13 protein-coding genes are annotated in these 14,816 nt (G+C 60.4%); 10 read left to right on the top strand and 3 right to left on the bottom strand.

Annotated features, from left to right (window positions below):
* The 5 genes from HRF49_08920 to HRF49_08900 all read left to right on the top strand — a co-directional run.
* On the top strand, nucleotides 1-2,019 hold a 2,019-nt coding region (locus HRF49_08920; protein MEP0814770.1), incomplete at its 5' end, for a heavy metal translocating P-type ATPase.
* Between the two features lie 110 nt (nucleotides 2,020-2,129).
* Nucleotides 2,130-3,215 carry a Fic family protein gene (locus HRF49_08915; GenBank protein ID MEP0814769.1) on the top strand — a complete coding sequence of 362 codons (1,086 nt, stop codon included), beginning with the start codon at nucleotides 2,130-2,132 and terminating at the stop codon, nucleotides 3,213-3,215.
* A 233-nt stretch (nucleotides 3,216-3,448) separates the two neighbouring features.
* A complete protein-coding gene (gene purF, locus HRF49_08910; GenBank protein ID MEP0814768.1) occupies nucleotides 3,449-4,939 on the top strand; it encodes an amidophosphoribosyltransferase in 1,491 nt (496 codons plus the stop codon).
* A 120-nt stretch (nucleotides 4,940-5,059) separates the two neighbouring features.
* Nucleotides 5,060-5,353, top strand: coding sequence for a hypothetical protein (locus HRF49_08905; GenBank protein MEP0814767.1), 294 nt, complete (start codon nucleotides 5,060-5,062; stop codon nucleotides 5,351-5,353).
* 110 nt (nucleotides 5,354-5,463) lie between these two features.
* Nucleotides 5,464-5,751 carry a hypothetical protein gene (locus HRF49_08900; protein ID MEP0814766.1) on the top strand — a complete coding sequence of 96 codons (288 nt, stop codon included), beginning with the start codon at nucleotides 5,464-5,466 and terminating at the stop codon, nucleotides 5,749-5,751.
* Nucleotides 5,752-5,795: 44 nt separating this feature from the next.
* Here HRF49_08900 and HRF49_08895 read toward each other — a convergent pair whose 3' ends face one another.
* From HRF49_08895 to HRF49_08885, 3 genes are all read right to left on the bottom strand, one after another.
* Nucleotides 5,796-6,548: a DUF554 domain-containing protein gene (locus tag HRF49_08895; protein MEP0814765.1), complete on the bottom strand. Its 753-nt coding sequence runs from the start codon at nucleotides 6,546-6,548 to the stop codon at nucleotides 5,796-5,798.
* A gap of 36 nt (nucleotides 6,549-6,584) precedes the next feature.
* Nucleotides 6,585-9,662, bottom strand: coding sequence for a PAS domain-containing protein (locus HRF49_08890; protein ID MEP0814764.1), 3,078 nt, complete (start codon nucleotides 9,660-9,662; stop codon nucleotides 6,585-6,587).
* Between the two features lie 181 nt (nucleotides 9,663-9,843).
* Nucleotides 9,844-10,947 carry an alkaline phosphatase family protein gene (locus tag HRF49_08885; GenBank protein ID MEP0814763.1) on the bottom strand — a complete coding sequence of 368 codons (1,104 nt, stop codon included), beginning with the start codon at nucleotides 10,945-10,947 and terminating at the stop codon, nucleotides 9,844-9,846.
* A gap of 30 nt (nucleotides 10,948-10,977) precedes the next feature.
* On the opposite strand from HRF49_08885, the gene HRF49_08880 reads away from it, so the two are divergent.
* The 5 genes from HRF49_08880 (at nucleotide 10,978) to HRF49_08860 (ending at nucleotide 14,787) form a co-directional block, all read left to right on the top strand.
* Entirely contained in the window at nucleotides 10,978-11,925 is a 948-nt protein-coding gene (locus tag HRF49_08880) for a DUF92 domain-containing protein (protein MEP0814762.1), read from the top strand.
* 274 nt (nucleotides 11,926-12,199) lie between these two features.
* Nucleotides 12,200-12,565 carry an NADH-quinone oxidoreductase subunit A gene (locus tag HRF49_08875; GenBank protein ID MEP0814761.1) on the top strand — a complete coding sequence of 122 codons (366 nt, stop codon included), beginning with the start codon at nucleotides 12,200-12,202 and terminating at the stop codon, nucleotides 12,563-12,565.
* Entirely contained in the window at nucleotides 12,556-13,071 is a 516-nt protein-coding gene (locus tag HRF49_08870) for an NADH-quinone oxidoreductase subunit B (protein MEP0814760.1), read from the top strand. The genes HRF49_08875 and HRF49_08870 overlap by 10 nt, the downstream gene beginning before the upstream one ends.
* 58 nt (nucleotides 13,072-13,129) lie before the next feature.
* A complete protein-coding gene (locus HRF49_08865; protein ID MEP0814759.1) occupies nucleotides 13,130-13,642 on the top strand; it encodes an NADH-quinone oxidoreductase subunit C in 513 nt (170 codons plus the stop codon).
* Nucleotides 13,639-14,787, top strand: a complete 1,149-nt coding sequence (locus tag HRF49_08860) for an NADH-quinone oxidoreductase subunit D (protein ID MEP0814758.1) — start codon at nucleotides 13,639-13,641, stop codon at nucleotides 14,785-14,787. The genes HRF49_08865 and HRF49_08860 overlap by 4 nt, the downstream gene beginning before the upstream one ends.
* Nucleotides 14,788-14,816 lie beyond the last annotated feature (29 nt).

Here is a 14,816-nt window from a genome sequence, read left to right as displayed (position 1 = left end):
GGCGGCGGCGACGTGCGACGCGCCGGGGGGGAGTCCGGCGGGGATGCTCCGGGCGCGTGCTGCGCGTCGGGAACGTGCCAGTCAGGGAAAAAATCATCGGCGCGGACGCCCGATCTCAAGCTGCACTTCTGCGCGGCGGGGCTGCTCTCGCTTTTCATCGGGTTCGCAATCCACGCCGCGACGCACGGGATCATGGACGCGCTGACCGGCGGATTCGGCGGCGAGGGGCACGAATATCCGGCGCCCGCCGTCGCGTTTTATTCGCTATCGGTCGCGTTCTCGTACTGGTACGTGGCGCGCAAGGCGTGGTCTTCGCTTTTGCGGATGCGGCCGGACATGAACCTTTTGATGAGCGTGGCGGTCGTGGGCGCGGCGGCGCTGGGCGACTGGTTCGAGGCGGCGAGCGTGGCGTGGCTGTTCGCGGTGGCGCTGCTTCTGGAATCCTGGAGCGTGGGGCGCGCGCGGCGGGCGGTGGAAAAGCTGATGGACCTCTCGCCGCAGACCGCGCGGTACGTCTGCGCGCCGGACGGGAGCGTGATGGAGCTGCCGGTAGCTTCCGTGCCGTTCGGCGCGACGATAATCGTGCGGCCGGGCGAGCGCATCCCGCTGGACGGCGTGGTGACGAAAGGCGCGACGTCGGTGAACGAATCGCCGATAACGGGCGAGAGCGCGCCCGCGGCCAAGGAGCCGGGCGACAAGGTGTTCGCCGGAACGATCAACAACGAGGGCGCAATCGAGTTCCGCTCCACGAAAAAGGCGGAGGACACGACGCTTGCGCGGATAATCCGGATGGTGGAGGAAGCGCAGCGGCGGCGCGCGCCTTCCGAGCAGTGGGTCGAAAAGTTCGCGCGGTGGTACACGCCGCTGATGTTTCTCACTGCAATGGTAATCGCGGTCGTGCCGCCGCTGTTTTCGGGCGACTGGCAGCGGTGGCTGTACGAGGCGCTGGTCGTGCTCGTTATCGCGTGCCCGTGCGCGCTGGTGATTTCGACACCCGTTTCGATTGTGGCGGGGCTTGCGTCGGCCGCGCGGGCGGGGGTGCTCGTCAAGGGCGGCGCGTTTTTGGAAGCGCCGGCGTCGGTGTCGGTCGTCGCGTTCGACAAGACGGGGACGCTGACGCGCGGCCTGCCCGCGGTCACCGACGTGATTCCGCTGAACAACCACACCGAAGCCGAAATAGTCGCTCGCACGGCGGCGCTGGAATCGCTGTCCGCGCATCCTTTCGCGCAGGCGATAACCGATTACGCAAAATCCGGGGGGGGAGCGATTCCGCAGGCCGAGAGCCTGGTCTCGTTCGCCGGAAAGGGCGCCGAAGGATTGATAAACGGCAAGCCGTACTGGATCGGCAGCCACCGGCTGATGCACGAGCGCGGGTACGAAACGCCGGAATACTGCGACAGGGCGAACGCGCTGGAAGCCGCGGGCAAGTCCGTGGTCGCGGTGGGCACGGATTCTCATGTATGCGGAATTCTTGGAATCGCCGACGAGATACGTCCGGGCGCGGCTGACGCGGTGCGCGCGCTCAAGGACGCGGGGATCGCGCGCGTCGTGATGCTCACGGGCGACGGCGAGCGCGCGGCCGCGGCGATTGCGGACGCGGCGGGCGTGGACGAATTCCGCGCTTCGCTTTTGCCCGAAGACAAAGTCGCGGCGGTCGAGAAATTGGTTGCGGATTTCGGCAAAGTTATGATGGTGGGCGACGGCGTGAACGACGCGCCCGCGCTGGCGGCGTCAACCGTGGGCATCGCGATGGGCGCGGCGGGCAGCGACGCGGCGATTGAGACCGCGGACGTCGCGCTTATGAGCGACGATCTTTCGAAACTGCCGTGGCTCGTGCGCCACAGCAGGCGGACACTGGGAACGATAAAGGCCAACATCGCATTCGCGCTGGCGATAAAAGCCGCTTTCATGGCGCTCGCGCTCGCGGGCGCGGCGACGCTGTGGATGGCGATCCTGGCGGACATGGGCGCGTCGCTTGCGGTAATCGCCAACGGTCTGCGCTTGATTCGCAGCCGGTGACATGTCGCCGCAATCGACATATGTTAGGGATATGTCGATTATGCGGCTGGAATTCGACAAGTTCGCGGATTTACGCGATATAATGTGCGGCGCGCCATGCGCGAATCCATATGCCCTTCAATCCGCGAATTCCGTATGACGAGCTGCCTCTCCTGCCCCCGAAGCAGGACGTGGAGACCAAGGCCGTTTTGAAACAGGCGCTGGCCGCGACGCGCGCGCTGGCCGAACTCAAGGGCGCGGGCGGCCTCATTCCCGACCAGGCGATTTTGATAAACGCAATTCCGCTGCTGGAAGCGAAGCTGTCGTCGGAAATCGAAAACATCGTCACGACGCAGGACGAGCTGTTCCACGCGGAGGCGACGAACCCGGAAAAGGCGGACGCTGACACGCGCGAGGTGCTGCGATACCGCACCGCACTAAGGCTGGGGTACGACGCGATCGCGTCGCGCGCGATTTCGCTGGAGCTGATTAAAAACATTTGCTCGACCATTTTGGACAGGCCGATGGATTTCCGCGCCGGGCAAACGGATCAGGTGTTCATCGGCAATCCGCAAACGAGGCAGCCTAGCTACACCCCGCCCCGCGGCGGCCGCGCGCTCATGTCGAAGCTGCGCAATTTCGAATCGTTCCTTGCGGGCGACAACGGCATCGATCCGCTCATCAAAATGGCGGTCGCGCACTACCAGTTCGAGGCGATCCATCCGTTCACCGACGGCAACGGCCGCACAGGGCGGATTCTCAACATCCTGATGCTCGTCCGCGCCGGGCTTCTTGAAATCCCCGTGCTCTATCTAAGCCGGTTCATTCTCGAAAATAAATCGCGGTATTACCGGCTGCTGCGCGGCGTGACAGAGCACGGCGAGTGGGAGCCGTGGCTCGTTTACATGCTGAAAGGCGTCGAAGAGACCGCGCGATGGACGACCGCGCGCATCCGCGCGATCCGCGCGCTTTTCGATGAAACCGCCGGGCGCATCAAGCGGGAGCTTCCGAAGGTTTATTCGAAAGAGCTGGTCGAAATAATTTTCCGCCTGCCGTACTGCAAGATCGCGTTTCTCGTGGACGCGGGAATCGCGAAGCGCCAGACCGCTAGCGAATACCTGCGCGCGCTGGAAGGCATCGGCGTTTTGCGCGGCGAAGCCGCCGGACGCGAAATCGTGTACCGCCACCCCGCGCTGCTGGAAGTGCTGCGGCATTGACCTGTCCGCCGAGGCGGCAAGATTCTCGGATGTGTCGAATTTGTATCCGTTTTTCGACACTTAAGGCGGCACTGCGAAACTTCCCGCGTGTTTCGGAAAGTGCAAATCGCCGCGGCGATTGGAAACAAACCTTCGACATGTCCGCCGCACGTACATGCGGCTTACGGCAGCCGGTTTAAGCCAATCCGCCCGCGGCGCGATATAATGTCGCGCCATTCGTGGCCTAAACCGCGATGCTCGAAGCAGATTCGTTTCTGGAAGCAAATCACGTCGGCGAGAACTGCGCCGTCTTCGGCGTATTCTCGCCCGCACGCGACGTCGCGCGCATCACCTTCTACGGCCTTTTCACGATGCAGCACCGCGGCCAGGAATCGAGCGGCATCGCGGTTGCGAACCCGGACTGGATAACCTGCCATGTGGATATGGGGCTGGTTTCCCAGGTCTTCAAGGAGCGCACGCTGCGGATGCTCAAGGGCGCGGCGGCCATAGGCCACAACCGCTACTCGACGACGGGGTCGAGCAAGCTCGAAAACGCGCAGCCGGTCGTGATAGACGACACGCCGGGCAAGCACATCGCGCTCGCGCACAACGGGAATCTTGTAAATTCGATAGAGCTTCTGCGCGAGCTGGGCGGCAACGGCCGCGCGTACGGCGGCGGCGCGTCCACAGACAGCTACCTGATGGCGCGGATACTCTCGGACGCGTACAAAACGAAGCCCATCGAAGACGCGATAATGGAAGTGTTTCCGCGGTTCCGCGGCGCGTACAGCCTGCTTATATTGACCAACAGCGAGCTGATCGCGGTTCGCGATCCGCTAGGAATCCGTCCGCTCTCAATCGGCAAAATCGGAAACGAATACTGCTTCGCCAGCGAGTCGTCCGCATTCCCGCTAGTGGGCGCGACGCTGGCGCGCGAGGTCGAGCCGGGCGAGGTCGTGATAGTCGACGAGGGGGGGATGCGTAGCATGCGCCTTCCGATGCCCGCCGAGCGCAAGATGTGCATGTTCGAATACGTTTATTTCTCGCGCCCGGACAGCCACATCAACGGAAAGCTGGTGTACCGAATCCGCCAGCAGATGGGCCGCGAGCTAGCGCGCGAGGCGCCTGTGGAAGCGGATCTCGTCATCGGCATCCCCGACAGCGGCACGCCGGCGGCAATCGGATACGCCGAGGAGAGCGGCATCCCGTTCGGCGAGGGCTTCGTCAAAAACCGCTACGTGGGGCGAACGTTCATCGAGCCGCTTCAGGTTTTCCGCGACCTCGGCGTGCGCATCAAACTCAATCCGCTGACCGAAGTGCTGGAAGGCAAGCGCGTCGTCCTCGTGGACGACAGCATCGTGCGGGGCAGCACGATGCGCAAGGTGGTTCGGCTGCTGAAGGAAAGCGCGCGCGCGGCCGAGGTGCACGTGCGGCTTTCAAGCTCGCCGATCCGGTACACGTGCCACTACGGCGTGGATTTCGGCGACAAGAGGGAGCTTATCGCCGCGGGGCACAGCGAGGAAGAAGTGGCGGATTTCATCGCCGCGGACAGCCTGCATTACCTTTCGGTGGACGGAATGGTGCGGGCTACGGGCATCGAAAAAGAAGGCTTCTGCCTGGCATGCTTCACCGACGATTATCCGCTGCCCTTCACGCGGCAGATGAGCATTGACATTCCCAAGTTCGCGCTGGAAGGCGCAGCCGAGCACGACACGGGCGGCAGGCCGGCGGGTCTTCCCGAGTAAACGTGGAAAACACGCGGCGCGAAGATGCGAATTCGGAATCCCTTGACAACGATTCCGGAGTTTTGTGCTATAATCCAATCGTCCCCGCCGCGGGCGCGGTATCCCAGGGGAGGTTTGCCGATGGAAAGCACCAGTGTATCGCAGGACTTCCAAAGCTTTACGTTTTTGTGGAGCCGATATCAGGCTTTGCAACATCATCTGCACCGTACTTATTCGTATCCCGGCGCGGAGCACGAAGTCGACCGGCGCCACGAAGAATTCCTCCGCGGACTCATAGAGCAAAAGCGGTTTGCGGATGCGGCGCAATACATCGAAAGCATGACGGAATTCTGCGACTCCATCAACGATTCCGCCGCTGCGCTTAGATACAGGGGCTACAAGCGGCGCCTCGAGGAATTCGTCGCGAGCGACTGAACGCGTTCTTGAACATTACGGCGTCCGGGGGACGGACCGCCGCATTTACAAACAAGACAGCTTTGCAGGCCCGCTTCCCAACGATGTGAAGCGCGGCCGGAGGGGCGGCAATGCAACGGGAAATGGAAATCGAATACACGGATTCATTTTTGCGGGAAAATTACAGAGGTCTTCTGAACCACCTGATCAACGCGTCCGAATTCGAGCTGACTCCGACCGGGCGCGAGCGCAGGCACGACCATTACCTCCGGGCTCTCGTAGAGAACGGCGAGCGCGAGCGGGCCATGCGCTATCTGGATAGCATGATCGGTTTCTGCGAGCGCCGCAACCTCGCCGAAGCGCCGCGCTACCGCCAGTACAAGGAGCGCGTGGAGCGGGTTTTCGCGGGAAGCGATTAAATCAGCAAAGCGTAACGGCGCATACCGCGGCTCCAATCAAGGGTTCAGAACCTCCAGCCGGCGCCGAGCGCGTCGAGCAAAAGCACGATCAGCGCCGTGATGATCAATCCCGGCAGCATATTCGTCGCGCGTGCTTTTATCGCGCCCAAAAGCCCCAAGCCGATCACGACCAGCATGTAACCGCCGCAAGCGGAAAATTCCGCGATCACCGGCTCGCCGAGATACGGCTGAAGAAATCCCGCGCCGAGAGTAATCCCGCCCTGGATGACGAGCACGGTCAGCACAGAGAACCAAACGCCGATCCCCAGCGCCGCGCTGTACGCCGCCGATGCGACGCCGTCCAGAAGCGACTTTATTGCGAGCGTTTTGAAGCCGAGGCCGAGGCCGTCCTCGATCGAGCCGAGCACAGTCATCGGCCCGACACAGAAAAGCACGCTGGCCGCGACGAATCCGTCAACGAACCGGGATTTCGCATCGCCGGAAATTGAAGCAGCGGGATCGCCCGAATTGGCGGCCGGCTCCTTTCCTCCGAACCGCCGCCGGAGCTTTTCGCCCGCGGATTCCAGCCTGCCCTGGAGATTCATAAGCTCGCCGATTATCGTTCCCAGCACCAGCCCGCCCAGCGGGACAAGCAGGTTTGCGGATTTGAGGCCGAGCGAGACGCCGTAAACAAGCGTCACCGCGCCCATCGCGGCAAGCACGGTGTCGCGCGATTTTGCGGGAATCCGGGAGCGGGACATCAGGCCGACCCCCGTTCCGGCGGTTATCGCGGCGATGTTGAGCAGCGTCCCGAGCACGCGTGGAGTGTAGCAAAACGAAACCGGGCGATAAGGTTACGCGTCCAACGCCTCGCGGACTTTCGAAAGCAGCGCCTGCGAGGTGAACGGCTTCTGGACAAAGAATACGCCCTTTTTGAGAATCCCGTGCTTTGACACGATTTCGTCGGTATAGCCGGACATGTAAACCACTTTGAGCTCCGGGATCGCGGCTTGAAGCACTTCATACACCTGCCTGCCGCCCTTTCCAGGCATTACAACGTCGGTCAGAAGCAGGTGAATCTGACCTGCCCTTTGCGCGAGTTGCTTGGCTGTTTCAATGTCGTGCGCCGAGAGAACGCGGTAACCCGCGGGGCCGAGAAAACGCTCGGCGAGCCTCCTTACGCTTTCGTCGTCTTCGACTATCAGAATCGTTTCATGGCCGCCGCCTGCCGCGGCCTCGTGCGCGCTCTCCGATTTCACTTCGGGCGATCCCGCCTTGGGCAGGTAAACCTTGAATGTCGTGCCGATTCCAGGCTCGCTGTATACGTAAATGTGTCCGCCGTGCTGCTTCACGATTCCGTAAACCGTGGACAATCCAAGACCGGTTCCCATGCCGAGGCCTTTTGTGGTGAAAAACGGCTCGAATATTTTGGAAGCAGTATCCGGGTCCATCCCGGTTCCGGTGTCGCTGACCGAGATGCACACGTAGTCGCCAGCATTCATCTCCGGGCGCATCGACGCGTATGATTGGTCAAAATGCTCCGAGGCGGTTTCGATAACCAACGTCCCGCCGGTCGGCATCGCGTCGCGCGCGTTAACGGCCAGATTCAGAATCACCTGCTCGATTTGCGACGGGTCGGCTTCGACTTTACCCGCGTCCGCTCCGAGCATCAGCTTCAGCTCTATGTCTTCGCCGATTAATCTCCCCAGCAATTTTTGAAAGTCCGAAATAAGCTCGTTGATTTCGAAAACATTCACTTGGAGAACCTGCTTGCGGCTGAAAGCGAGAAGCTGGCGCACTATTCCCTGCGCGCGCTTTCCGGCTTTGTATATCTCTCCGGCCTGCTCGTAAAGCTCGGACGAAGACTGCTTCAGAGCTTCCATCAACATTTCGGAATAACCGAGGATAATCGTCAGCATATTGTTCATGTCGTGCGCGACGCCGCCCGCAAGCCTGCCCACCGATTCCATTTTCTGCGCCTGGGCAAATTCCTCGCGAAGCTGGGCAATCTCCATCTCGGCAAGCTTTCGTTCGGTTATGTCCTGGTTCGCCCCGATGGTTTTAATCGTCCTTCCCTGTTCATCCTTCACGACTTGAAATCGAACGGCGACGTGCCCCGCGGTTCCGTCGGCGAACTTGACGCGGTGTTCCAATCTGGCGCTGTAATTTGGATCCGTGGTTTCAATCGCCTTCTTGATTTCGTCCGCAACCATATGCGCGTCCCGGGGATCCATGAAAAGCTCGACATACCTTTCAGGTGGAATTTCATACCCGCCCATTTCGATTGCATTGGTGTGCATCAGCTCGTAAAACTCGTCGGTGAAGCGAAAAACGTTGTTGATGTAATCGTGCTCCCAGTGGCCGACCTTGGCGATGCGCAAAGCGTTGGACAGGTGAACCCGGCTTTCCCTTAACGCGATTTCCGCGTTTTTGCGATCGGTAATGTCCAGGTGCGTGCCGATCATTCTGACGGGCTTGTCATTATCGCCGTAAATGAAGGATGAGCTTGAGAAAATCCAGCGGTACGAGCCGTCTTTGTGGCGGAACCTGAATTCGACTTCGTTGTACGGACGCTGGCTTGCTATGAAATCGTTGAACGATTTCAAAGTCGGCTCAAGGTCGTCGGGGTGCACGCGGCTTTGCCATTCGTCGAAGCTGTCCGAAATTTCGTGCTCTTCGTATCCGATCTGGCTTTTCCATTCGGGGGAGTAGTAAACCTTGTTCGTGCGAAGATCCCAGTCCCAAAGGCCGACGTTCGAGCCTTTGATTATCAGGCGCATTCTTTCGATGTTCTCGTTCAGCTTTTCCTCCGCCTGCTTGCGTCTGGTAATATCCAGATTGGTTCCGGCCATATACAGGGGCTTGCCGTCCGCGTCGCAGACAAGCTCTCCGCGCACGCCAAGCCAGTGAATCGAGCCGTCCGGGTGGACGCAGCGGAATTCAAGCTCGCCGGGATTTTCAGCCGCCTTGCAGGCTCTTATCCACTCCCGCATCGCTTCGCGGTCGCCGGAGTGGATCAATTCCATAAAGGAAGCCGCAGTCGGAGTGAAACTGTCCGGCGATACGCCCAAATTGTTATAGCTTTGAGCGCTCCAGGTTAGGCTGCCTTTCATATTGTAGTGCCAGCTTCCCAGCCTGGCGATTTCCTGGGTTTTTCTCAGGTTCGTTGCGCTTTCAAGCAATGCGCTTTCCGCTTTTTTTCGGTCGGTGATGTCTATCGTTTCTACCAGGACACAAGGTACGCCTTGCATTTCGATTACTTTACAATATGCGATGCCCGTTCGAACTTCGCCGCTCTTGGTATTAAAAATGTACTCGAAATCCCTAAGCTTTCCTTCCTCCACCAGACGCTTGCATACGGCGGTATTTTCCGGTTCTTCCCCGAAGAAGCCAAGCTCCACCGGGAACTGGCCAATTACTTCTTCCTGCGTGAATCCGAAAACGGACTCGAAGGCGGAATTCACCATCACAATCTTGCGGTCTGCCAGCCCTACCATGTAAGATGGAATTGGGCTTGAGTTAAAAATCGTTCGGAAAAGCTCGCGCGATTCTTTCAGCTCAATCTCGGCGTTTTTTTCGTTTGTCACATCGTATATCGTTCCCATGAGCGTCGCCGGTTTGCCACCCGATCCGGCCTCGCTGACGCAAAGAACGCGCACCCTCCGGATGCTGCCGTCCTTTGCGGTTAATCGGTAATCGTGTGAAGTAGTCAATCCGGGAAATGCCGCATTTTCTCGGATATGCGTATTGAAATCCCCTCTGTCGTCCGGATGAACCAGGTCCGCCCACTTGACGTGCCCGGAAAGAAAGTCCTCCGCGCTGTGTCCCGTGATTTCGGCAACCTTTCCATCGAAAACGACCGGCACAAACGTGTCTGGATAGGCCTTGTACACGATTGCGAAAAGATCCTTCGGCACTGCGCCACGGCTCATAGAATTCTCCGGAACGAAAGAAGGCTTCTAATTCTGCTTAACGGCAAGGGGTATCCGCGTCATTAATCTCTTCCCTTGCCGTTTAATTCTAGCACCGTTTGAAATTGAATTGGTTGTCGATTGCAGCGCTTAATCGAAAATCTCAAGGTCGGAATTGCGGAGATTGCTGTTGATTTGCGTTTCACTCCGCCGCGATTTTCATTTCCCCGGCTATCGCAACCTCCATCCCATATCGATCCAAAATCGCCGGGGCGATGTCCATCCGGTTCCAGGCCGGGGGCGCGGTGTAATCTCCCCTTATGAAGCTCCCCGCCCTTTCCGATGCGGCGATGGCGCTGTCGTTCGTCGCGAGGAAAACCCGCGGCGCGTTCTTGTGCGTACGCATCCCCTCGTCGAAGCCGTGGTCGGAAGTGACGTATACGAGCGCGTCGCCGATTCCGAGCGTCTTGAGCCGCCTTCGGATTTTGCCCAGCCATTCGTCGCACGAGACCAGCGCGGCTTCGTACTCCGGCGAGTTTTCGCCGTATTTGTGGCCGTTCGAATCCACCTCGGCGAAGTGGATAAAGAAAAAGAACGGCTCGCGCGCGTGCTTTGAAATTTCCGAAAGCGCCCTCTCGCCCACTATGTCGTTTTTTCCGAGCGAGTTGACGAACAGATCCATCGCCTTTTTGGCGTTGTAGAACGGCTTGCCGGGGACGAAGAGAATCCGCTCGCCGCCTTCCTGGCGGATCGTTCCAACCGCGAGCAGCTTTCGCCGCATTTTCTTGTTTTTCACGCCTTCCGGATTGCCTTTCTTGTCCAGCCTGTACCACTCCGGCGGATCGGCGCCCACGTTTTCGCCCTTGCCGATCACCGCCAGCGTGGCGAATCCCTCCGGGCCGAACCGCGCTTCCAAGCGCTCGAAAACCGTGTATCCGGCGGGAATCGGTTGATATTTTCCGTTCGAATAGACGCCGGTTGTAGACGCCGGAAAGCCGGACAGAATCTGCGCCCAGCCCGCTTTCGTGTCCGTCGTCTCGGTGATATCCACGTCGAGAAGCGCGCCTTCGGACGCGAGCTGCGCAAGATTGGGCAGCAGGCCCGCGGCGAGCATCTCCCGGACGTGCTCGCGCTGAGCGCCGTCCCATCCGATTAGAAGAACGTGCCGGGGCGCATCCGTGGGCAGCGGCTCGCCCGCAAGCACGACGCGGGAGTCGGAAAAATTTATTATCAGCGCGAAAACCAGTACCGCCGCAACAGCGGGAACCGGAAGAGAGCGCAACAATCCGTCCAGCCGAGTTTTCATTTCCGCACCCCGTGCCGGAATGGCGATGAAATGATAACAAATAATGCGTACCTGCCGGATTTGCCGGCTTATTTGCGCTACTCTATCCCCGTGCAAACGCTGCCGCTTCTTGCAGGGCTGTCCGCGCTGCTGGCGCTCGCCGGATGGCGGCTTGGCGTGCTCACGAAGCGCGGCGCGGGAGCCGCGTTCGCAGTCGGATGCGCGTTCGCCGGGGGCGCGCCGGAGTTTTATCCCGCGCTGGTCGCGATGGTCGTTTTGGGCGAGGCGGCGACGAGGCTGAACCAGCTCCTTAATCCAAAAAACGGGCAAAGACGCGCGCCGGGCGGGCGGCGCGGCGCGGGCAGCGTGCTCGGAAACGGGGGAGTGGCGGCCGCAACGGCATTCCTGTCGGTCGTCGTCAGTTCGATTTCCGATTTCCAATACACCGAGATGAGTCCGGAAGCGATGTTTCCGCTTGCCATGGCCATCGCGGGCGCGCTTTCCGCCGCGGCGGCCGACACCGTCGCGGGCGAGATCGGCAAGGCGTTCCGCGCGCCGGCTTACCTGGTGACGCGCCCGTTTTCGGGAACGCGCGTCGCGCCGGGCACGGACGGCGCGGTGAGCATCGCGGGCACGATCGCGGGCGCGTTGGCCGCGGCGGCTATCGGATGGATTGCGTTGTCGGAGTTGCTTCGAAAGGCCTATTACTTCGCGGGAACGTTCGAAGTTTATCCCGAGCTTCCGTATTGGCTGTTTTTCCTGCTCAAGCCTCTTGTCGAACTTTGGTATTCGGCACTGGACGGCGGAACGATTCTAGCGGCGGTCGCTTTTTCAGGCGTCGCCGCCTCGTTTATGGACAGCGTCCTCGGCGCGACCATCGAGCAAGGGCTGCTGATTAGGCTCGGGCTGTCCAAAGAGCACCGCAACCATGTTGTCAACTTTCTGGCGACGCTTTCGGGCGCGCTTATCGCGGCGGGGCTGGCGTATTTCCTGATTTGAGGCGGCTTCGGGATTGCACCGGGCGGCCTGTCGCCGATCCAAAACGGGCGGGGCTTTCGGGAATCGCGGCCTTCGGGCGGTAACAAACATCGGCCGGGCGCTTGTAACGCACTTTCACACAGCTTCGCCAAATGCCGGCGACGCCCGATTTCCTTGACACGCGTCCGGCGCGGTCTATATCATTTTTCCGCTTTGGGGGCGCCAGGCGCCCTCGACGCGTTTTTGGGGAGCAACCGGAGCCGTTTTGCCTTATCAGGACTACAACTGGGTAGCGCTGTTCCTGCTCGCGGGAATCGCCTTCACGGGCGTCGCGCTGCTGGTCGCGTGGATTATCCGGCCCAGCCGGATCGCGCTCTCCAAACTCACAACGTACGAATGCGGCGAAGAGCCGCAGGGCCAGGCGTGGGGCAAGTTCAACCCGCGGTTTTACGTCCTGGCGATCGTTTACCTCGTTTTCGACGTGGACGTCGTGTTCATCTTTCCGTGGGCGTCCGCTTACCGGATACTTTTGTACGGAATCGAGCCGGATTATTTCCAGGCTTTGGGCTTCCCCGCGTTCGGCGAGATGGCGCTTTTCCTTGCGCTGCTCTTGCTTGCGTGGTGGTTCGCCTACAAAGAAGGTGCGTTCGAATGGGTCTGATCGACGGCGTGAAAGCGTCGGAAGATAACGTGGTGTTGACCACGGTCGAGGCCGCGCTCAACTGGGGGCGCGGCAACTCGGTCTGGCCGCTCACGATGGGGCTGGCATGCTGCGCGATCGAGATGATATGCAGCTCGGCCGCGCGGTTCGACATCGCGCGGTTCGGAAGCGAGGTGTTCCGCCCCTCCCCGCGGCAGAGCGATTTGATGATCGTTGCGGGAACGGTGACTTACAAGATGGCGGGAAGGGTGAAAAAGCTCTACGAGCAGATGCCCGATCCCAAGTACGTGATCGCGATGGGAAGCTGCGCGATAAGCGGCGGGATACACGGGGACAGCTACAGCGTCCTGCGCGGGATAGACAAGATCATCCCGGTGGACGTATACGTGCCCGGCTGCCCGCCGCGCCCCGAGGCGCTTTTCGACGGAATATTGATGGTGCAGCGCAAGATGAAGCAGGAATCGTTCCGGAAGGACTCGGAGCGGTTCATTCTGGCGAACAAGTAGGCCGATTGTATTGGCGATTCAGGGATTTGCGATTGCCGGTGAAGGGCAAGACAGGATCGTGAAGATCCTGCCGGCGGGCGCGCAGTTCGACGCGGAGGCAAGCTCGCTTGCGCTTAAGCCCGAACAACTGTTGTCCGTTGTGGAAGCTCTTGCGGCCGACCCGGCACTCGACCTGACCTATTTGCGCAACGTTACGGCGTACGAGCGTTTTGACGCGCCGGGCGTGATGATGGTTTACCACTTCACCAGCCTGCTGCACAAGCACACGCTTGCAATTTACGTTCCCCTTGACGAGGGCGCGCTCGAAGTTCCGTCGCTCGCGAACGCGTTCAGCTCGGCCGACTGGCAGGAGCGCGAAGTTTTCGATATGTTCGGCGTCCGGTTCACCGGGCATCCGGATTTGCGCAGAATACTGATGGAGGATTCGTGCGATTTCCACCCGCTGCGCAAGAGTTACCAGCTTGACCCTGCGATGAACATCCGCAACCTGAAAGAACGCGAGGAGGAGATGCTCAAGGCGCTTTCGGGCGACGGCAAGGGAAAGGCGAAGGCCGGGGAGGACGCCGAATGACGCACCGGTTCACCACCGAAACGCTGCGCAGGCGCACCGACTCGCTCGCGACCGACGAGCTGACGATCAACTTCGGCCCGCAGCATCCATCCACGCACGGCGTTCTGCGCCTCGAAGTCAAGGCGAACGGCGAGGTCATCACGTGCGTGGACTCCCACCTGGGCTACCTGCACCGCGGAATCGAAAAGAACCTCGAATCGAAAGAGTTTTTGCAGGGCATTCCGTTGCTCGACCGCGCGGATTACCTGTCTAGCATGTTCAACAGCTACATCATGACCGCGTGCGCCGAAGAGCTGGCCGAAATCGAGCCGACCAAGCGCGCCGAGTGGATCCGCGTGATCATGATGGAGCTCAACCGGATTTCGTCCCACCTTTTGTGGTGGGGGACGTTCCTGCTCGACCTCGGCGCGACGACGCCGATGTTCTACGCGTTCCGCGAGCGCGAGGACATCTGCGACATGTTCGAGCTCGTGACCGGAGCGCGGCTTTTGTTCAACTACATCCGGCCGGGCGGCGTGCGCGCGGATGTGACGCCGGAGTTTATGAAGCGCCTTGCGAAATTCACCGAGACGTTTCCGAAATATATGGACGAATACGAGGAGCTTGTCACGGGCAACGCGATTTTCGTGGAGCGCGTGACGAGCGTCGGTGTGATGAGCGCGGAGCGCGCTATAAACTGGGGGCTCTCCGGCCCGATGCTGCGCGGAAGCGGCGTCGCCTGGGATCTTCGCATAGACGAGCCGTACTGCGCGTATCCCGATTTCACTTTCGACCGCGCGGTGGATAGCGGCTGCGACGTGATGGCGCGATACCGAGTCCGGATGATGGAGATGCGCCAGTCAAACAGGATTCTCAAGCAGGCCGTCGAAGGGCTGCCGGAAGGGCCGTACACCGCAAAGGTTCCGGTGTCCATCAAGTGCAAACAGGGGATGACCTACCGGCGCATCGAAAGCCCGCGAGGCGAGCTTGGCGGATTCATGGTGACGAGCGAGGACAAAGCCAAAAAGCCCTGGCGGTTCCACCTGCGCGCGCCTTCTTTCGTCAACCTTTCCGCAATCGAGGAGCTGACGCTGGGATACATGATCGGCGATCTTATCGCGATACTCGGCGGCGTGGACATCGTACTGGGGGACGTGGACAGATGAACCCACTCGGCGCCGCGCCGCACAACAGC

The sequence above is a fragment of the bacterium genome, assembly GCA_039961635.1.
Classification (GTDB): domain Bacteria; phylum 4484-113; class 4484-113; order JAGGVC01; family JAGGVC01; genus JABRWB01.
This window is presented reverse-complemented; position numbering and strand designations above follow the sequence as displayed.